The sequence below is a fragment of the Devosia oryziradicis genome, from assembly GCF_016698645.1.
GTDB classification, from domain to species: Bacteria; Pseudomonadota; Alphaproteobacteria; order Rhizobiales; family Devosiaceae; genus Devosia; species Devosia oryziradicis.
The window spans coordinates 599481-618710 of the sequence record NZ_CP068047.1 but is presented as its reverse complement, the minus strand read 5'-3'; the positions used below and the strand labels follow the sequence as shown (position 1 = coordinate 618710).

The following is a 19230-nucleotide window of genomic DNA, read 5'->3' as shown; positions in this document are numbered from 1 at the left end:
GGCTTTATACCCCGGCCAGCGCCTCGCGGTCCTTCTTGCTCAGGCGTTCGCTTTCGCTCTTGAGCTGGCCGCAGGCGGCGAAGATATCGCGGCCGCGCGGCGTGCGGACGGGGCTGGCATAGCCGGCCTTGTTGACGATGTCGGCGAAGCGCTCGATGCGCGACGAGGGCGAGGTGCCGTAGTTGGCGCCCGGCCAAGGGTTGAACGGGATGAGGTTGATCTTGGCCGGAATGCCGGCCAGCAGCCGCACCAGTTCGCGGGCTTCGGCGTCGCTGTCATTGATGCCGTCGAGCATCACATATTCGAAGGTGATGCGGCGGGCATTGGACAGGCCCGGATAGTTGCGGCAGGCCTCGAGCAGTTCCTCGAGCGGCCACTTCTTGTTGATCGGCACCAGCACGTCGCGCAGGTCGTTGTTGGTGGCATGGAGCGAAATCGCCAGTTGCACGTCGATCTCGCGCCCGGTCGGCTCGATGAACGGCACGACACCAGAGGTCGAGAGCGTGATGCGGCGCTTGGAAATGCTCATGCCATCACCGGCCGAGGCGATCAGCAATGCCTGCTTGACGTTGTCGTAATTGTAGAGGGGCTCGCCCATGCCCATCATCACGATATTGGTGATGGCGCGGGTCTCGCCCGAGGGCACCAGGCCCCCATCGTCGGGGCGCGAACCGCCCGGGAAATCGCCCAGGCGCTCGCGCGCCATCAGGATCTGGCCGAGGATTTCGCCCGCCGTCAGGTTGCGCACCAGCTTCTGCGTGCCGGTATGGCAGAACGAACAGGTCAGCGTGCAGCCCACCTGTGAAGAGACGCACAGCGTCCCGCGATCCTGCTCGGGGATGTAGACGGTTTCCACTTCCACCGGCGGGAAGTTCGGATTGGCCGGGTCGCGGAAGCGGAACAGCCACTTGCGGGTGCCGTCGGTCGAAACCTGCTCGGTGACGATTTCGGGGCGATCGAGCAGGAAGCTGTCGGCCAGCTTCTGCCGTACGGGCTTGGCCACATTGGTCATGCGGTCGAAATCGGTCACGCCGTTGACATAGAGCCAGTTCCACAACTGGCTGGCGCGCATGCGCGCTTCCTTGTCGGACGCGATACCCGATGTGGTCAGTGCCTCGGCCAGCTGCGGTTTGCTGAGACCGATCAGCGACGGCCTGCTGGTGGCAGCAGGGCGCACGGCAGTCGAATGGTCAAGGTTCAGCGCGATGCTCATGGCGTGGCGAAAGGTCCGGAAGATGCGGGATTGGCGCGGCCAATAGCATATGGGGACGGATTTCGCAAAGTCACCGTGGTGCGAGGGAGGATTGCATTGAGCGCTCCCGCATCTGCGATCGTCACCCTCGGGCCTGACCCGAGGGCTCTACACTTGCTGAACCAGCGTTAAGTGCAGTGTCCTCGTGTCAAGCCCGAGGATGACGCGCCGTGGTTGCGGCTGGCCTCAGGAGCAGTTCCCGATCGATTGCTGGGCGGCTGTCGCGCCGCTCAGCGAATAGTTCTGCGTCACCTTGATGCCGGCGGCGGTGGTGCCTTCCACCGTCATGGAGGAGCCGGCGCGGATGGCGCTCGCCAGTGCACTCGACTGGCCGGCATCGTCGAGCCAGGCGGCGTCGTTCTGGGTGAAAAGGTTGAAGACCTGGCCGCTGACATCGACCGTGGCCTTGCTGTCGGGCTGGAAAGCGAAGCCCGCGACCAGGTTAAACTCGGTCACGACATTCTCGGCAGGGCGATTGGTGATGTAGATATAGGCTTGGCTGTAACCATCGGGCGTCGGCGTCACCCGTTCGGGCTTGGTCATGGCGAAACAGACCGGACCCGTCGCATCATTGGCGGCATAGCTCGACCAGGCGCGATGTTCGCCCAGCAGCCTTACCTGCTGGGCGCTGGCAGTGGCCGTGAGGATCAGGCTGGCGCTCAGGGCAAGCGCCACGGCGGACTTGGACATCAGGACCTCGCGGAAGCAAAACGGGCGACGGGCCGGACCAGCCCACCGCCCAGATAGGGTTGATTGCCCTTGTGGGGCAACTCAAAAATCATGCGCAGGCAGCGTCGATCGCGTTCATCGCCGCGGTCGCGCCCGACAGCGAATAGGTATCGACGGTATTGGTGCCACGCTGGCTGGTCCCCTTGACCACCAGGTTGCTGCCGGCCTTGAACGCCTGCACGAACCCACCTTCGTCACCCGTCGAGGCGAGCCAGGCTGCCGAGCCTTCCGTCACCATGGGATAGGACTTGCCATCGACGCTGGCGCTGGCCTTGGCGTCGGAGGTGTTGAACGGGTAGCCGATAATGGTCTGGACCTCGTTCTTGGTCCCCATGCCCTTGCGGTGGATGATCATGAAGTGGATCGGATCGCGGTTGGCGCCGGCCGGCTCGCTCTTTTGCGGGGTGGCCGAAACGTAGCAGATCACCCCGGACGCGTCGGTTGCCTGCCAGGCCGTCCAGGCATTGAAAGTGCCGAGCTCGGTCGCCTGCTGCGCCTGCGCGGCAGGAACCAGAGCCATGATCGCGCCGACCGCGAGCCCCATGACCAGGCCACCGGTTTTCGTCGTCATCGCCAATTCATCCTTTGTCTCGAAGGTCCCATGCTGGGAGCAATGCCCGCGAACTGTCGCCCAACATGGTTACCAAGGTGTCAAACGCCGCCACGTTTGCGCGTATTTGCTTCAACTGCGAGTCAATCGCGGCGGCATTTTGGCGGGCCGCGCCCGCCCATGCCGGTTTGCGCCGCGCCGGTTAACAATGTGTTGATGCCCGAGCAGCAGCGGCCCTAGGCGGCCAGGGTGTAGCTCTGTTCGACGACATAGGGGCCACCGCCCACCGAATCCTTGCTGGAAAACAGGACGAAGCGGCCGACCGGAAAGCTCAGCGGCTCGAAGCGCCCCGCTTCCGCCATGAACCGCGCCAGTTCCCCCGCACTGGTGCCGCGCAGCCGCGCCAGGGACACATGGGGCACGAATTTGCGGCCATCGGGCGGCAGGCCGGCCCGCTGCAGCACGCGTTCCTGGGCGGCCTGCAGACGGTTCAGCGACTCGCTGGGCTCGACCCCGGCATAAAGCGCCCGCGGCTTGTCACCACCAAACGACCCCAGATGGGTGAGCCGCACCGAAAAGCGCAGCGAATTGACCAGCCGGTCCAGGCTGTCGGCCACCTCGTTGGCCGTCTGGTGGTCGACGTCACCGATGAATCTCAAGGTAATGTGATAGTTTTCTGCGTCGATCCAGCGGGCGCCCGTCAATCCGCCCCGCTTGAGAGAAAGCGCAAATCCAACATCGGCCGGAATTTCAAGGCCGGTAAAGAGCCGGGGCATGGGGCCCTCCTCTTCATAAGGACACGCGATTCGACCCCGACCGTAGCACAGAGCGACCGTCGGGCCAGTCGATTCGTCGCAGCAGGCCAAGATCACTTGTAAACAACTGGGGTCACATCCATATTGTTTCATCAAGTGGCAAACCAATGCCCACCGGCGGTGCAAGAGACCGCGACAATTGGGAAAGGAAACCGACTATGGCTGAATATGACCGTCAGACCCTCGGTGCGCGGGCCGGCTCGGCCTTGGCCATCGACGAGGGCCTGCGCAGCTACATGCTGCGCGTCTACAATTACATGGGTATCGGGCTTGTCGTGACCGGGCTCGCCGCCTGGTTCGCCGCCGCCGCCGCCATCACCACCGATCCGAACGCCGCCGTGGGCCAGCTGGCCAACGGCCAGCTCGTCACCCAGTGGGGCTATCTGCTCTATGCCAGCCCGCTGCAGTGGGTCGTGATGCTGGCTCCCCTGGCCTTCGTGCTGGTGCTGAGCTTCGGCATCAACAAGCTGTCCGTGCCGGCTGCACAGGCCACCTTCTGGGCCTTCGCCGCCATCATGGGCGTGTCGCTGAGCTCGATCTTCCTGGTCTATACCGACGCCTCGATCGCCAAGGTGTTCTTCATCACCGCCGCGACCTTCGGTGCCATGAGCCTTTACGGCTACACCACCAAGCGTGATCTGACCCAGATGGGCAGCTTCCTGATGATGGGCCTGATCGGCCTGATCATCGCCTCGGTGGTCAACATCTTCATGCAGTCGTCCATGCTCGAATTCGCCATCTCGGCGGTCGGCGTGCTGATCTTCGTGGGCCTGACCGCCTACGACACGCAGAAGATCAAGGAAGGCTACTCGGAGTCCTATGGCGCCGACGTGCTGGCCAAGGGTGCCATCATGGGCGCGCTGAACCTCTACCTCGACTTCATCAACCTGTTCCTGATGCTGCTCCGCCTGTTCGGCAACCGCGAGTAAGCAACAGGTGGCTTGATCGACCGATCAAGCAATTTGGTTGGACTGACATCGGGACCGCATCCTACAAGGGATGCGGTCCCTTTGTTTTGCCGAGCCGACGCCGTGTCCGACTTCATCCTGCGCCCGTTTTCCTGGTCCGACGTCCCGGCCATCACGGCCATCTACAGCCACTATGTCCGCAACACCGCCATCACCTTCGACACCGAGGTGCCCGGGGAAGAGGCCATTGCCGAGAAATATGCGGGCCTCAAGCGCCTGGGACATCCGCTGATCGTGGCCGAGGGAGACGCCAAGGTGCTGGGCTATGCCTATGCCAGCTTCTACCGCCCGCGCGCCGCCTATCGCTTCACCTGCGAGGACTCGATCTATCTCGATCCCGCGGCAACCGGGCGCGGCCTGGGCAAGGCGCTGCTGACCGAGCTCCTGGCCCAGTCCAGCGCCTTCGGCTTCAAGCAGATGCTGGCCGTGATCACCGCCAACACCGCCAACTCCATCGCCATCCACGAGAAATTCGGCTTCGAGCGCGTCGGCTACTACAAATCGGTCGGCTACAAGTTCGACCGCTGGCACGACATCGTGCACCTGCAAAAGGCGCTCTAACCCAATCGCTTTCGCATGCGGTGACCTTCGCCGCCCATGCAGGCGACTGGTGTCGCGTCCTCGCTCCAGCCCGCCGCGTGATAGAAGGCGCGGGCCGTGGTCGTGCTGGTGAGCTGGGCCTCGACCACGCCGTGGACGCGCAACTCGGCTTCGAGCGCCGAAAGAAGTGCCTTGCTGACGCCGCGAAACCGGGCGGCGGGGTCGACATAGTTGAGCGATACCTCGCCCTTATCGGGCACCACCGCGCCAACGGCCGCCACCTGACCATCCAGCTCCGCCACCAGCATGCGCAGCCCCGGACTGGCCAGCATATGGGCCACGCCCTCGGGCGTTTTGTTCGCCGTCCAGGTCACCAGCCGCTCGGGCGCGCCGCCATGGTCGGGACCACAGAGTTCGGTTATGGAAGCGATAAGCACCCGGCTCATCGCCGGAACGTCGGCTGCGGTCGCAGGGCGAACCGCGATCATCCCACGATGGCCAGTTGCGGATCGAGCACGCGCAGCACCAAAGCCAGGTCATGCCCGCGCTTGAGGATGCGGCCCTGCTGGTTGGTGACGGCATATTGTCCCTGCCGGTTGCGCAGGCGGGGCGTCTTTTCGATGATGAACAGCGGTCGCTCCGAAACCCGGGCATAGACCGAGAACACGGCCCTGTCGCGCAGGAAGTCCATGGCGTAGTCGCGCCATTCCCCCTGCCCTACCTTGCGACCATAGACATTGAGGATGAGCTGGAGTTCCTTGCGATCGAAGGCGGTGACGCCAGGAAGCCTGCTGGAAACCGGACGCGCTGGAGCCTCGCCTGCGGCATGGACCAGCGACAGGCTGACCGTCTTGTCCTGTGGTGGGCTACCCTGCGCCAGTGGATCGACTCCGGGACATTTCAATCGTCAACGCGCTGTCATGATTGCGGCATTCGCCTTCGGATGCAAGGGGCCAGCTACGCGGGCGAAATACCCCATTTTGGTCACAGTTTGTCCCTGCCCCCGCCCGAAAGGGGGATCAGCCTACAACCATTGCCTCCAGTGGCTGGCATCCGGGCCGACCGAGCCCCCAAACCCAGACGCCCGGGTGTCAGCCGCCCCTATTTTGAGTTGACCAGTCAGAACCTTGCCCATCCCTGCCCCCAGGGATGGGTTTTTCTTTAGCACTCAGGGCTCGTAGGTCGCAGCCCCCAGGATCGGGCCAGGCAGGCCGCCCTTTTCCTGCTGCACGATGACGGCAATGCCGCTGCTGCCCTGGCCGAGAATTTCGGGGAGCGGCAGCTTGAGGCTGGCGCCCGTCGCCCCTTCCCACATGCCCAACACCTGCCGGTCGGTCACCACCTGGGTATAGACCATGGCCTTGCCGGCATTCTCGCCCTTGTCGATCGCCACATCAGCCCGATCAAGATAGGTCACCATCCAGACCACGGCATCATCCAGGCTGGTATTGGGCGGAATGGTCACGTCGAGCGTATCGCCATCGCGCGCGAGTTCCACGCCCAGCGGCAGTGCGGCACCATCGAGCGCGCCATGCACCTCGCCCCGCCGCGAGCCAACGACGCCCTTGGCGCCATTGACCACCATCTGCGGCGTATAGATGCGCGACGAGCCCCAGCTCTTGGCATAGGCGCGCTGGCGATCGGAAAATTCCGGACTGCCGAACGTGTCTTCCCAGCCCACATAGTCCCAGTAGTCGACATGGTAGGCCAGCGCCACGACGTCGCCTTCTTCGGCCAGGCCGGTGAGCAGCGCATCGGCCGGCGGGCACTGGGCGCAGCCCTGGCTGGTGAAGAGTTCCACCACCGCCTTGGGACGCGTGCGCGTGCTTTCCGCGCTGGTCGATTGAACCAGGGCAAGCAGCGTCACGATGCTGAGGGCAGCGCCAAGGATGGGTCTTGCAATCATGGGCAAGGTTGTAAGCCGGGCCCGCCAGACCTCGCCAGTCAAAAGAGGGTGAGAGGGGGAGAATCTACCTACACGGTGCGATCTCGAGATGAGCTAAAACAAAATGGCGGCCCTGAGGCCGCCATTTGCATTCCAGTTGGCAAGGCCGCTTACGCGGCGACGAGGCTGCGCAGCACGTAGTGCAGGATGCCGCCATTTTTGTAGTAGTCGAGCTCGTTTGCCGTATCGATGCGGCAACGGGTTTCGACATTGACCACGCTTCCATCGGCACGAGTGATCTTGACGGTGACCATGGCGCGCGGCGCGATCGAGGTGACGCCTTCGATGTCGATGGTTTCGCTACCGTCGAGGCCCAGCGTCTGCCAGCTCTCGCCGTCCTTGAACTGCAGCGGGATGACGCCCATGCCGACCAGGTTGGAGCGGTGGATACGCTCGAAGGACTGGGCGATCACGGCGCGCACGCCGAGGAGGTTCGTGCCCTTGGCGGCCCAGTCACGCGACGAGCCGGTGCCATATTCCTTGCCGGCAAAGATCACCAGCGGCGTGCCCTGGGCCTGGTAGGCCATGGCAGCATCGTAGATCGCCATCTGCGAGCCATCCGGACCCTTGGTGTAGCCACCCTCGACGCCCGAGAGCATCTGGTTCTTGATGCGGATATTGGCGAAGGTGCCACGCATCATCACTTCGTGGTTGCCGCGGCGGGCGCCGTAGGAATTGAAGTCCCGCGGCGCCACCTGGCGTTCCTCGAGATACTTGCCGGCGGGCGTCGTCGCCTTGAACGAACCGGCCGGAGAGATATGGTCGGTGGTGATGGAGTCGAGGAACAGCGCCAGCACCTTGGCGCCGGTGACATTGGTGACCGGCTTGGGCTCCATGGTCAGGCCCTCGAAATAGGGCGGGTTCTGCACATAGGTCGAGCTGGAGTTCCAGCCATAGGTCTCGCCGCCCTCGATCTGAATGCCCTGCCAGTTGGTGTCGCCCTTGAAGACGTCCGAATAGCGGCCCTGGAACATCTCCTTGGTCACGTGCTTGCGCACGATCTCGGCGACCTCGTGGTTGGAGGGCCAGATATCCCTCAGGTAAACCGGCTTGCCGTCCTTGGAGGTGCCGATGGCATCCTTGGTGATGTCGATCTTCATCGAGCCGGCCAGCGCATAGGCCACCACCAGCGGCGGCGAGGCGAGGAAGTTCGCCTTGACGTCCGGGTTCACGCGGCCTTCGAAATTGCGATTGCCTGACAGCACCGAGGCAGCGACCAGGTCGCCCGCCTGCACGGCCTTTGAAATCTCCACAGGCAGCGGACCGGAATTGCCGATGCAGGTGGTGCAGCCGTACCCGACCAGGTTGAAGCCGATGGCATCCAGATCGTCCTGGAGGCCCGCCGAGGTCAGGTAGTCGGTGACCACCTGCGAGCCGGGCGCCAGCGAGGTCTTGACCCAGGGCTTGCTGTTGAGGCCGAGTTCACGCGCCTTGCGGGCGACGAGGCCGGCAGCCACCAGCACGGATGGGTTGGACGTATTTGTGCAGGAGGTGATGGCGGCGATGACGACGTCGCCATGGCCGATCGAGAAATCCTTGCCTTCGACCGGGATGGCCGGATCGTCCGTCTTGCCGAATTCCTTAGGCAGGGCGGCGGCGAAGGCCGACTTGGCATTGTCCAGCGCGATACGGTCCTGCGGGCGCTTGGGGCCGGAGATGGATGGCACGACGGTGGAAAGGTCGAGTTCCAGCGTCGAGGTGAAGACCGGGTCGGGCGAGTTGGTCTCGTGGAACATGCCCTGGGCGCGCGAATAGGCTTCCACCAGCGCCACGCGCTGCGGATCGCGACCCGAGGTGGTCAGGTATTTGAGCGTATCGGCATCGACAGGGAAATAGCCGCAGGTGGCGCCGTATTCAGGAGCCATGTTGGCGATGGTCGCCTGGTCTTCGAGGCTCAGGTAATCGAGGCCCGGGCCGTAGAATTCGACGAACTTGCCGACCACGCCCTTCTTGCGCAGCATTTCGGTAACGGTCAGCACGAGGTCCGTGGCGGTGATGCCTTCATTGATCTTGCCGGTCAGCTTGAAGCCGACGACTTCGGGGATCAGCATGGTGATGGGCTGGCCAAGCATGGCAGCCTCGGCCTCGATGCCGCCGACGCCCCAGCCGAGCACGGCCATGCCGTTGACCATGGTGGTGTGCGAGTCGGTGCCGACAAGCGTATCCGGGTAGGCGACGGTCTCGCCATTCTCGTCCTTGGTCCACACGGTCTGGGCCAGGTATTCGAGGTTCACCTGGTGGCAGATGCCGGTGCCCGGGGGGACGACGCGGAAATTGTCGAAGGCCGACTGGCCCCAGCGCAGGAATTCGTAGCGCTCGCCATTGCGCTCATATTCGAGTTCGACATTCTGCTCGAAGGCCAGCGGGGTACCGAAGCTGTCGACCATCACCGAGTGATCGATGACAAGGTCGACGGGGACCAGCGGATTGATCTTCTGCGGATCGGCGCCGAGCTTGGCGGTGGCGTCGCGCATCGCGGCCAGGTCCACCACGGCGGGGACGCCGGTAAAGTCCTGCATCAGCACGCGGGCCGGGCGGTAGGAAATCTCGTGCTCACTGGTGCGGGAAACGAGCCAGGTCGCGACGGCCTCGATATCAGCCTTGGTCACCGTGCGGTTGTCTTCGAAGCGCAGCAGGTTTTCCAGCACCACCTTCATCGAATGCGGCAGGGCCGACACGCCCTTGAGCCCGTTCTTCTCGGCTTCGGTGATGGAATAATAGGTGTAGGTCTTGCCGCCGACCGTGAGGGTCGATTTCGACTTGAAGCTGTTTACCGAGGTCATGGTTTCCGCCCTAATCTTGTCTTTGCGGCAGGCACGCCGGTCCGGGCGAAAAGGCCTCGGAAACCGCTCAACAGCGCCGCCTTTGCTGGAATGACTCCAAACTATAGGGGCTTATAGAGAATTGCGATTGCCCTTGCCAGTGTCGGCTTGGCTCCAATACGAGAAGGGGTCATGACGCAAAGGCAAGTCTTTCCCCCGCTGACCCTTGTTGCCACCGGCCTGGTCTGCGGGCGGGGTGGCATCGGATTGACCGCTGCGCTGAGCTTTTCGGTCGGGCCGGGACAGTGCCTGCTGTTGCGCGGCCCCAATGGCTCGGGCAAGACGACACTGCTGCTGACGCTGGCCAACACGGTGGCGCCACTGGCCGGCGCTTTCGCCCTGGAGGGACAAGACCCCGACGCCGGGCCGCAGCTCCATCATTGCGGCCATCGCAACGCCATCAAGCCGCGGCTGAGCGTGCTGGAAAATCTCGATTTCTGGCGCGCGGTCAATGGCGCAACCGGTATTGCCACGAGGGCCGCGCTGGACGAAGTGGGGCTCGGCCCCTTGGCCGATCTCGATGCCGGCTACCTGTCGGCCGGGCAATCGCGCCGGCTGGCGCTGGCCCGGTTGCTGGTCAGCCACCGCTCCCTCTGGCTGCTCGACGAGCCGACCGCGGCGCTCGATCTCGATGGCCACGCCCTGCTGACCCGCCTGATCGACCGGCACCTGGACATGGGCGGCCTGGCCATTGCCGCGACGCATGACCCGATCACCCTGCCCGATCCGGCGCGCATGGAAACCCTGGTCCTGGGGGCACGACCATGACGGCTTTCTGGGCGATGCTGGCACGCGAACTGCGCCTGGCCCTGCGCGGCGGGGGCGACATGCTGACGCTGATCCTGTTCTTCGTCATCGTGGGGGCCATCGTCCCGTTTGCCGTCGGCCCCGATCGCGTGTTGCTGGCCCGCATCGCCCCCGGCATGGTGTGGATCGCGGCCTTCCTGGCCATGCTGCTCGGGCTCGACCGCCTGTTTCGTCCTGATCATGAGGACGGCTCGCTGATCCTGCTCCGGCAGGCCGATTTGCCGCTGAGCGGGGTCGTCGCGGCAAAGCTGGCCGCACACTGGCTGGTCTCGGCCCTGCCGCTGATCGTGGCGTCGCCATTCCTGGCCCTGTTGCTCGCCATGGAACTCGATACGTTCTGGCGCGTGCTGCTCTCGTTGCTGCTGGGCACCCCCGCCTTGGCCGCCTTTGGCGCCGTGGGTGCGGCCGTCACCGTGTCGATCCGGCGGGGCGGGCTGATCGCGCCCATCCTCATCGCGCCACTGTCGATCCCCGTGCTGATCTTCGGCACCGGCAGCATCACCGCCAGTCAATCAGGCGCGGCAATGCTGTTTCTTGCGGCATTGAGCCTCATGGCCGTGGCGCTGGCTCCCTTTGCCGCCGCCCTTGCGATAAGTTCGGGCGAGGACTAGAGCCCATGAGCATGGAAACCACACCCAAGCAGAGCTGGTGGAATCGGATTGCCCATCCGGGGCAGTTCGTCGCCTGGACGCGGCCATTGCTCTGGCCATTGACCATCCTGACGGCTGTGCTGTTCGTGGCCGGACTCTGGTTTGCCTTTTTCAATTCGCCCGAGGACTACCAGATGGGCGATACCGTGCGCATCATGTATGTCCACGTCCCCAATGCCTGGCTGTCGCAGTTCGTCTATGGCGTGATGACGGTCTCGGCGCTGGGCACCCTGGTCTGGCGCCACCCCATGGCCGATGTCTCGATGAAAGCCGCGGCGCCACTGGGTGCCCTCTTCACCGCCTTGGCCCTGTTCACCGGCGCGCTCTGGGGGCGCCCGACCTGGGGGACCTTCTGGGAATGGGATGGGCGCATGACCTCGACGCTCGTGCTGCTCTTCATCTATCTGGGCATCATCGCGCTGTGGCGCGCCTTCGACGATCAGCTGCGCGCCGCCCGGGTCATTGCCGTCTTCACCCTGGTCGGGGCGGTCAATATCCCCATCATCAAGTTCTCGGTGGATTGGTGGAGCACGCTGCACCAGCCCGCATCGGTGTTCCGCGCCGATGGCCCGCGCATGCCCGGCTCGATCCTGACCCCGCTCTTCGTGATGTTTTTCGCGTTTACATTCCTGTTCCTGACGCTGCACCTCAAGGCCATGCATACCGAGGTCAAGCGCCGGCGGGTGATGACGTTGCAGCGCAAGGCCGCGCAGGGAGCCGGCGCATGATCGACCTGGGACCGCATGCCGTCTTCATCGTCTGGGCCTATATTGGCGTTGCCCTGGGCGTCGCGGGGCTGATCGGCTGGACGCTTGTCGATGCCCGGGCCACGGCAAAAAGGCTCGCCGCTCTGGAAACGCGCCGCTGATGCGCTACCTGCTCTTCGGCTTGCCGCTCATCGCCCTCGTTGCCCTGGTGGCCGTGTTTGCCGCCTCGATCAACCGCGATCCGGGTCTCGTGCGATCGGTGCTGATCGACAAGCCGGCGCCGGCCTTTGCCCTTGCCGCAGTCCCCGAGCTGGGCGTGCCGGGCTTTGATACCGCGGCGCTCAAGGGCGAGGTGACCGTCGTCAACGTCTTTGCCTCCTGGTGCATTCCCTGCCGCGACGAGCATCCGCTGCTGATGGCCCTGCGCGACGTGGAGGGCCTGCGCCTTTTCGGCATCAACCAGGCAGACGCGACGGAAAATGCCCGGGCCTTCCTGGCAGAACTGGGCAATCCCTACGACGCCGTCGGCGCCGACCGCGATCGCCGCGTCTCCATCGACTGGGGCGTCTATGGCGTGCCGGAGACCTTCGTGGTTGATGCCCAGGGCATCATCACCTTCAAGCATGTCGGACCGCTGACCCCGGAATCAATCGAGACCGAGCTGTTGCCGGCCATCGAGAAGGCGCGGAGCTAGGCCTGGCGCCGTGCGTTCTCCTCCCTGGAGGACAAAATGAGCCGCACCGACACCGCCTTCCGCAATATCCGCGCCACCCCGTCCGCGCTTTATCAGGCGCTGGTGACCGCCAGGGCGCTCGAGCAATGGCTGCCACCATCCGGGATGACCGGCGAAATGGTAGAATTCGACCCTCGGCCAGGCGGCCGCTACCGCATGATCCTGCGCTATGACGACGCTGCCATAGCGGGCAAGAGCGGCAGCAACGAGGATATTGCCGAGGCGCGCTTCATTGAGTTGGTGCCCGACCAGCGCATCGTGCAGGAAGTCGACTTCGTCAGCGACGACCCAGCCTTTCAGGGCACCATGCGCATGTCAACGCTGCTCACATCACTGGGCGACGAAACCGAAGTGCGCTTCGTCGCGGAGAATGTGCCCGAAGGGATATCGGCGGCAGACCATGCCGAAGGCATGAATTCATCGCTGGTGAATCTGGCCAAGTTCGTGGGGGGCACGCTGTAGCCCACGGCGTCATTCCGGCAAAGGCCGGAAAGACATGGAGGGTGGGGGGCCAGTGCCAAGCCTCAAAAATCGCTAGTGAGCCCCTTGATCTCCCAGTCACCATACCGCCCGGGCTCCAACCCGCCGCGACCGCCCTGCTCCTTGGGTGCGAAGGCACCCTTGGCGTCGATCGCGGCGCGGCGCGCCTTGGCTTCATCAAGCGCCCGCTTGGCTGCTTCGCTCAGCGGGGCGCGGGGCGCCTCTTCGGATGTTTCTTCGTCGCTCATGGCACAAGTCCGCATTACGATTTGGTCATGCCGCTTGCATGGAACCACTGGCTACCCAACATAATTGCCCAGAGAACAGAACCCAAGGGCTCACTGATGTTCAATGCGTTTCGTACCACCGTCCTGCTGGCCGCGCTGACGGCCTTGTTCATGGTCGTGGGTTACTTCATCGGCGGCGCTTCGGGCATGATGATCGCCTTCGCCTTCGCGCTGGTGACAAACCTCTTCGGCTACTGGAATTCCGACAAGCTGGTGCTGCGCATGCAGAATGCCGTGCCGGTGGAGCGCAGCCGCGTGCCCGAGCTCTACAACATGGTCGATATCCTGTCGCGCAAGGCCGGCATCCCGACCCCGAAGGTCTATGTCATCCAGTCCGAGCAGCCCAACGCCTTTGCTACTGGCCGCAATCCGCAAAACGCCGCGGTTGCCGTCTCGGCGGGGCTGCTGAAGCACCTCGAAACCCGCGAAGTCGCCGCCGTCGTCGCCCACGAGCTGGCCCATATCCGCAGCCGCGATACCCTGACCATGACCATTACGGCCACCTTTGCCGGCGCCATTTCGGCCCTGGCCCAGTTCGGCCTGTTCTTTGGCGGCGGCAATAATCGCGACAACCCGCTGGGCGGCATCGGCACGCTGTTGATGGTGTTTCTCGCGCCCGTTGCTGCCATGCTGGTGCAGATGGCGGTGAGCCGCACCCGCGAATACGAGGCCGACCGCGATGGCGCAGAGATCTCGGGTGACCCGCTGGCCTTGGCCTCTGCCCTGCAGAAGATCGCCACCCTGGCCGGTCGCCAGGTCAACGTTGCCGCCGAGCGCAACCCGGCCATGGCCCATATGTACATCATCAATCCCCTCTCCGGGCAGCGCATGGACAATCTCTTTGCCACGCACCCCGATACCGGCAATCGCATCGAGGCCCTGCGCAGGCTTGCGGCGGAGATGCGTGTGGACGATAAGGGCCGCAGGCCTCAGCCTCGCCCCGCGCCGGTTTCGACCGGTCGCGATATCGGCGGCGGCTGGCGCGTGCCGACCGTCGGACGGACCGACGAGGACGGCGGACAACGCGGTCCCTGGGGATAAAGAACAAGCGTGGCGCAGAACAAACCTGATCCGGCGGGGCTCAAGCTCCGCCTCGTTGCCGCTCAACGGCTGAAATCCGTGCTGGGAGGCGACAATTTCTCGCCACTGACTGCGGCCGATCTGGCCGATGGGCGCGACCGCGCGCTGGCCAACCGGCTGATCACCACCGCTTTGCGCCGGCAGGGTCAGCTCAATTTCATTATCCATGCCCTGCTCGAAAAGGGCATGCCGGGCAAGTCCGGGACCTTCGAAGCCGTGCTGCGCCTCAGCCTGGCGCAGCTGGTTTTCCTGCCCGATCTCGGCGCCCATTCGGCCCTGTTCCTCGCCGTCGAAGCCACCAAGCGCGATCCCAAAGCGCGGCACCTGAGCGGCCTGATGAATGCCGTGCTCCGCAATGCCCAGGCCAATTCGGCCAAGTTCGGCATGCTCGATGATGACCTGGTGATCCCCGACACCTTCGGCGATACCTGGCTCGAGGCTTATGGAGAAGAGGCCATCGACGCCTTCTCGTCAGCCCTGCTGGCAGGCGCGCCACTCGACCTCACGCTCAAAACCGAAGACCCCGACCTGATCGACCAGCTCGGCGCTGAGCCGGTGATGGTAGATACCGTGCGCATCGATCAGCGCGACCGGCCCGTCGAAGCCCTGCCCGGCTATGCCGAGGGCCAGTGGTGGGTGCAGGATGCCGCCTCGGCCATTCCCGCCCGCATGCTCGGGGCGAAGGCCGGTGGCCGCGTCCTCGATCTGTGCGCCGCCCCCGGCGGCAAGACCGCCCAGCTGATCAAGGCCGGGTACCGCGTCACCGCACTCGACAGCGATGCGACCCGGATGGAACGGCTCAAGCAGAACCTCACCCGGCTCGATTATACCGCCGAAACCGTGGTCGCCGATGCCGGCACCTATGCGCCGGCCTCGCTGTTCGATGGCGTGCTGCTTGATGCGCCCTGTTCGGCCACCGGCACGTTCCGCCGCCACCCCGAAGTGATCTGGCATCGCTCGGTGGGTGACGTCGCCGGCCGCGTGCGGCTGCAGCGCGCCCTGCTCACCAATGCTTTCCGTTGCCTTGATGCGGGCGGCGTGCTCGTCTATTGCGTCTGCTCGCTGGAGCCCGACGAAGGCGAGCGCCAGGTCGATTGGGCGCTCGATGCCCTGCCGGGGCTCGAGTTGTGGCCGGTGACGGCAGCCGAACTGCCGGGGCTTGCAGGCGCCGTGACCGAACGTGGTCTGGTGCGCACGCATCCGGGGATGGACCCCGGTGGCCGCGCGGGCGGCATGGACGGGTTTTTCGTGGCGCGTTTCCGCCGCCGCTGAAAAAACAAGGTTATGGTGCCGTTGGGGAAGGGCGCCGAACGAGGATTGGGTCGTTGACGGGCAGTATCGGGACCACGCTGGCGGATGACGCATGGCGGGAGCGGGCGCATTGATGGCGCCATCGCTGCCCCATTCGCTGCGCCGTGCCGCTTTCGGCTTTGCCGATACGGTGGTCACGCTGCCGATCCTGCGCTGGACCTGGCGCGGGCTGGCCGACGACGCCTTTGCCGGCGAATTGCCCGAATTCCGCCCAGCCGACCGCGATGCGGTGCGCGACATGATGGCCGGGCGCTACCTGCTGGCGTCCAAGCTGGTCGAGACCGGCGGCGCCTCGCCCTTCAGCCTCGATGTCGACCATCTCGACTGGTGGCTCAACCTGCATGGCTTTTCCTGGCTGCGCCATTTCCACGACGTCCGGGACCCCGGCGAACGACGCTTTGCCCGCATGCTGGTGCTCGACTGGATCGGTCGCGAGGGCAATTTCCAGCACGATACCTGGGCCCCCTCCCTGACCGCGCAGCGGGTGCTCAACTGGCTGCGCCACCTGCCGCTGCTGCTTGATGGGGCGACGGCGGCAGAGGCCACCACGGTCCAGCGCGTGCTGGGCGCGCAGATCCAGAGCCTCAAGGTGCGCGGGCCGCTGTCGAGCGATCCGGCCGACGCGCTCTTTGCAGCCATAGCCCTGTTGGGCGCCGAATATTGCGAGCAGGGCGACAAGACCGACGTGCCCGGAAAGGTCGAAAGGCTCAACGCCATCCTCGCCAGCCAGCTTGACGCCGAGGGCCTGCACAAATCGCGCAATGCCCGGCTGCAGCTGCAACTGCTGGTCGACCTGGTGAGCATTCGCCGCATCGCCGCCGGGGTGAAGTCGGAGGCCGGCAATGAACTGGGCGCCCAGATCGACCGCATGCACGAGGCCCTCGACGCGCTGACGCTGTCGAGCGGCGAACCGGCCTATTTCAACGGCTGCGGACATCTGCCGCATGACGTGCTTATCGCCATCCAAGCCAACGGACCAGGGCGAAAGCGGCGCTCCATGCTGCTAGGTGGCTATGGCATCCTGCGCGATGGGGACGCCGTGGTGATCGCCGATTCCGGGCTCCTCCCGCCTGCCGGCCTCGACGGGGACCTGCATGCCAGCACCCTCGCCTTCGAATTTTCCCATGGCAGCGAGCTGATCCTGGGCTCCTGCGGTCCGGCCCCGGCCGATCTGCCGGACAGCAAGGGGCTGTTTCGCCAGGGCGTGGCCCATTCGGGCCCCACCATCGACGCCGAGGACCTGGTCGGCAGCGGCAATCCCAGCCTCGTGCTCGATACCGCCGACCACTCGCTGACCCTGGCCTCCGATGGTTATGCCAAGCGCTTCGGGGTGACCCTGGAGCGTCACATGACGCTGCTCTCGGGGGGTACGACGCTGGTCGGCCAGGACCGCATGGTAGCCAAGGGCAATCCCTCGGGGCTCCTGGCCATCCGGTTCCACCTGGCGCCTGGGGTCATGGTGCGCCGCAACAAGGGCGAGGGCATCGTGCGCCTCGTACTGCCCAATGGCGCGGTCTGGAGCTTCCTCTGGGAAGGCGCGCATTTCCGCGAGGAGGAAAGCGTCCGCCAATCGGCCTATGTCGGCTTCCACAAGACGCGCCAACTTGTGCTCGAAGCCGACGTGGCCGCCGATGCGGAAGTGGCCTGGATCTTCACCCTCGAGCAGGGGTGAGTGAACCACCGCGAGTGACCTTGCGCCTCCCTCCCCCCTTGAGGGGAGGGACCGAGGGTGGGGGTGCTGCGGCTTCCACTAATGCCCAGATCGCGAAACGCGCAGCACCCCCACCCCTACCCCTCCCCTCAAGGGGGAGGGGACGGCACCGCAGCGGTCCGCAATCAGCGATTGGCACCATCCCCGCTTCGTGCTAGCGAGCGCCCGAAATCACATCACAGGCGAAAAAATCCTCATGGGCAAGACGGTCAAGGTCGGGCGGGCGCTGCTTTCGGTATTCGACAAAACAGGCATGGCCGAATTTGCCAGGGGATTGTCGGCCGCGGGTGTCGAGCTCGTGTCGACCGGCGGCACGCATAAGCTGATCAAGGATGCCGGCCTTCCCGTCCGCGAGATCGCCGACCTCACCGGCTTCCCCGAAATGATGGATGGCCGGGTCAAGACCCTCCATCCCAAGGTCCATGGTGGGCTGCTTGCCGTGCGCGACAAGGCCGACCACGCCGCCTCCATGTCCGAGCACGAGATCGGCGCCATCGACCTGGTGGCGGTCAACCTCTACCCCTTCGAAAAGACCGTTGCCTCCGGCGCCGGCTATGACGACATCATAGAGAATATCGACATCGGCGGCCCGGCCATGGTCCGCTCCGCCGCCAAGAACCACGCCTATGTGACGGTTGTCGTCGACCCAGCCGACTATCCCGCCATCCTGACGGCGATCGCCGAGACCGGCGGTGTGCCCTTCGAGCTGCGCCAGCGCCTGGCCGCCAAGGCCTATGCCCGCACCGCGGCCTATGACAGCGCCATCTCCAGCTGGTTCGCCAAGGCGATCGACTATCCCGAAATCCGCTATCGCGGCTTCGCCGGCACCCTGCGCGAAGTCATGCGCTATGGCGAAAACCCGCATCAGTGGGCAGGCTTCTACGCCAATGGCGAGGACCGCCCCGGCGTCGCGACGGCAAGCCAGGTGCAGGGCAAGACCCTCTCCTACAACAACATCAACGATACCGACGCCGCCTTCGAACTGGTCAGCGAATTCGATCCGGCGGAAGTCGCTGCCGTTGCCATCATCAAGCATGCCAATCCCTGCGGCGTTGCCGTGGCCGGCGATCTCGTCACCGCCTACAAGGACGCGCTGCGCACCGATCCCGTCTCGGCCTTTGGCGGCATCGTCGCCACCAACCGCGAGATCGATGCCCAGACGGCGACCGAGATCGTCAAGGTCTTCACCGAGGTGATCGTGGCCCCCTCCGCGACCCAGGAAGCCCAGGACATCATCGCCGCCAAGAAGAACCTGCGCCTGCTGCTGACCGGCGGCATTGCCGACCCGAAGGCCGATGGCCTGGTCGTCAAGTCGGTCGCCGGCGGCCTGCTGGTCCAGTCGCGCGACAACCGCAATGTTGATGATTGCGACCTCAAGGTCGTCACCAAGCGCCAGCCTACTGCGGCCGAAATGGCCGACCTGCGCCTCGCGGCCAAGGTGGCCAAGCACGTCAAGTCCAACGCCATCGTCTACGTGAAATCAGGCGCGACTGTCGGCATCGGCGCCGGCCAGATGTCGCGCGTCGACTCGGCCCTGACGGGCCACCGCAAGTCGATGGATGCTGCCAAGGCCGCGGGTCTTGACGGCGCCTTGACGCAGGGTTCGGTCGTCGCCTCGGATGCCTTCTTTCCCTTTGCCGATGGCCTTGAAGCCCTCGTCGCCGCGGGTGCCACCGCGGTGATCCAGCCGGGCGGCTCCATGCGCGACGACGAAGTCATCGCCGCGGCCGACGCCGCCGGCATCGCCATGGTGATGACCGGGATGCGTCACTTCCGGCACTGAGGTCTCACATCTCCCCGACGGGGAGAGGCGGAGTGCCCTGGTCTCACCATTCGGTGATCC

Annotated in this window: 21 protein-coding genes; 12 read left to right on the top strand and 9 right to left on the bottom strand. The window is 64.9% G+C overall.

The annotated features are described in order from the left end of the window. Window positions 1-4: 4 nt before the first annotated feature. From rlmN to thpR, 4 genes are all read right to left on the bottom strand, one after another. Entirely contained in the window at window positions 5-1213 is a 1209-nt protein-coding gene (gene rlmN, locus JI749_RS03095) for a 23S rRNA (adenine(2503)-C(2))-methyltransferase RlmN (protein ID WP_201658830.1), read from the bottom strand. Window positions 1214-1438: 225 nt separating this feature from the next. Further along, window positions 1439-1942 carry an invasion associated locus B family protein gene (locus JI749_RS03090; protein ID WP_201658827.1) on the bottom strand — a complete coding sequence of 168 codons (504 nt, stop codon included), beginning with the start codon at window positions 1940-1942 and terminating at the stop codon, window positions 1439-1441. A gap of 88 nt (window positions 1943-2030) precedes the next feature. Then, window positions 2031-2552 (bottom strand): invasion associated locus B family protein, encoded by a 522-nt coding sequence (locus JI749_RS03085; RefSeq protein WP_201658824.1) that lies wholly within the window; start codon window positions 2550-2552, stop codon window positions 2031-2033. Between the two features lie 215 nt (window positions 2553-2767). Then, window positions 2768-3307 (bottom strand): RNA 2',3'-cyclic phosphodiesterase, encoded by a 540-nt coding sequence (gene thpR / locus JI749_RS03080; protein ID WP_201658821.1) that lies wholly within the window; start codon window positions 3305-3307, stop codon window positions 2768-2770. Between the two features lie 197 nt (window positions 3308-3504). On the opposite strand from thpR, the gene JI749_RS03075 reads away from it, so the two are divergent. Together JI749_RS03075 and JI749_RS03070 are read left to right on the top strand one after the other, a co-directional pair. Beyond that, window positions 3505-4275, top strand: a complete 771-nt coding sequence (locus JI749_RS03075; protein WP_201658819.1) for a Bax inhibitor-1/YccA family protein — start codon at window positions 3505-3507, stop codon at window positions 4273-4275. Window positions 4276-4377: 102 nt separating this feature from the next. Further along, window positions 4378-4875, top strand: coding sequence for a GNAT family N-acetyltransferase (locus JI749_RS03070; RefSeq protein WP_201658816.1), 498 nt, complete (start codon window positions 4378-4380; stop codon window positions 4873-4875). Here JI749_RS03070 and JI749_RS03065 read toward each other — a convergent pair. The 4 genes from JI749_RS03065 to acnA all read right to left on the bottom strand — a co-directional run bounded on the left by JI749_RS03065 (window position 4872) and on the right by acnA (window position 9582). Next, the gene (locus tag JI749_RS03065; protein ID WP_201658813.1) at window positions 4872-5342 is read right to left on the bottom strand and encodes a GNAT family N-acetyltransferase; all 471 of its coding nucleotides are present in this window, start codon (window positions 5340-5342) and stop codon (window positions 4872-4874) included. The two genes, JI749_RS03070 and JI749_RS03065, sit on opposite strands and share 4 nt — an antisense overlap. Further along, entirely contained in the window at window positions 5339-5689 is a 351-nt protein-coding gene (locus JI749_RS03060; protein WP_233280967.1) for a DUF2794 domain-containing protein, read from the bottom strand. Before JI749_RS03060 ends, JI749_RS03065 begins: the two co-directional genes overlap by 4 nt. A gap of 333 nt (window positions 5690-6022) precedes the next feature. Further along, the gene (locus JI749_RS03055; RefSeq protein ID WP_201658810.1) at window positions 6023-6760 is read right to left on the bottom strand and encodes a DUF1223 domain-containing protein; all 738 of its coding nucleotides are present in this window, start codon (window positions 6758-6760) and stop codon (window positions 6023-6025) included. Between the two features lie 149 nt (window positions 6761-6909). Then, window positions 6910-9582 carry an aconitate hydratase AcnA gene (gene acnA / locus JI749_RS03050; RefSeq protein ID WP_201658807.1) on the bottom strand — a complete coding sequence of 891 codons (2673 nt, stop codon included), beginning with the start codon at window positions 9580-9582 and terminating at the stop codon, window positions 6910-6912. Between the two features lie 171 nt (window positions 9583-9753). On the opposite strand from acnA, the gene ccmA reads away from it, so the two are divergent. Genes ccmA through JI749_RS03020 form a run of 6 tightly spaced genes read left to right on the top strand, consistent with a single transcriptional unit; the run spans window position 9754 to window position 12980 of the window. Beyond that, a complete protein-coding gene (gene ccmA, locus JI749_RS03045) occupies window positions 9754-10389 on the top strand; it encodes a heme ABC exporter ATP-binding protein CcmA (protein WP_201658804.1) in 636 nt (211 codons plus the stop codon). Next, window positions 10386-11039 carry a heme exporter protein CcmB gene (gene ccmB, locus JI749_RS03040; RefSeq protein WP_201658801.1) on the top strand — a complete coding sequence of 218 codons (654 nt, stop codon included), beginning with the start codon at window positions 10386-10388 and terminating at the stop codon, window positions 11037-11039. The genes ccmA and ccmB overlap by 4 nt, the downstream gene beginning before the upstream one ends. 5 nt (window positions 11040-11044) lie before the next feature. Continuing rightward, on the top strand, window positions 11045-11806 hold the full coding sequence (locus JI749_RS03035; RefSeq protein ID WP_407644897.1) for a heme ABC transporter permease: 762 nt from the start codon (window positions 11045-11047) through the stop codon (window positions 11804-11806). Next, a complete protein-coding gene (ccmD, locus tag JI749_RS03030; protein ID WP_201658798.1) occupies window positions 11803-11946 on the top strand; it encodes a heme exporter protein CcmD in 144 nt (47 codons plus the stop codon). Before JI749_RS03035 ends, ccmD begins: the two co-directional genes overlap by 4 nt. Then, on the top strand, window positions 11946-12479 hold the full coding sequence (locus JI749_RS03025) for a DsbE family thiol:disulfide interchange protein (RefSeq protein WP_201658795.1): 534 nt from the start codon (window positions 11946-11948) through the stop codon (window positions 12477-12479). Before ccmD ends, JI749_RS03025 begins: the two co-directional genes overlap by 1 nt. 36 nt (window positions 12480-12515) lie before the next feature. Further along, on the top strand, window positions 12516-12980 hold the full coding sequence (locus JI749_RS03020; protein ID WP_201658792.1) for an SRPBCC domain-containing protein: 465 nt from the start codon (window positions 12516-12518) through the stop codon (window positions 12978-12980). 62 nt (window positions 12981-13042) lie between these two features. Here JI749_RS03020 and JI749_RS03015 read toward each other — a convergent pair whose 3' ends face one another. Next, window positions 13043-13246 (bottom strand): DUF1674 domain-containing protein, encoded by a 204-nt coding sequence (locus JI749_RS03015; RefSeq protein ID WP_201658788.1) that lies wholly within the window; start codon window positions 13244-13246, stop codon window positions 13043-13045. Window positions 13247-13342: 96 nt separating this feature from the next. Here JI749_RS03015 and htpX point away from each other — a divergent pair, with 96 nt between their 5' ends. The 4 genes from htpX to purH all read left to right on the top strand — a co-directional run bounded on the left by htpX (window position 13343) and on the right by purH (window position 19170). Beyond that, entirely contained in the window at window positions 13343-14326 is a 984-nt protein-coding gene (gene htpX / locus JI749_RS03010) for a zinc metalloprotease HtpX (RefSeq protein ID WP_201658785.1), read from the top strand. A gap of 9 nt (window positions 14327-14335) precedes the next feature. Further along, complete coding sequence (locus JI749_RS03005) at window positions 14336-15637, top strand: RsmB/NOP family class I SAM-dependent RNA methyltransferase (RefSeq protein ID WP_201658782.1); 1302 nt, start codon at window positions 14336-14338, stop codon at window positions 15635-15637. A gap of 112 nt (window positions 15638-15749) precedes the next feature. Further along, a complete protein-coding gene (locus tag JI749_RS03000) occupies window positions 15750-17348 on the top strand; it encodes a heparinase II/III family protein (RefSeq protein ID WP_201658778.1) in 1599 nt (532 codons plus the stop codon). Window positions 17349-17583: 235 nt separating this feature from the next. After that, the gene (purH, locus tag JI749_RS02995; protein ID WP_201658775.1) at window positions 17584-19170 is read left to right on the top strand and encodes a bifunctional phosphoribosylaminoimidazolecarboxamide formyltransferase/IMP cyclohydrolase; all 1587 of its coding nucleotides are present in this window, start codon (window positions 17584-17586) and stop codon (window positions 19168-19170) included. Window positions 19171-19230 lie beyond the last annotated feature (60 nt).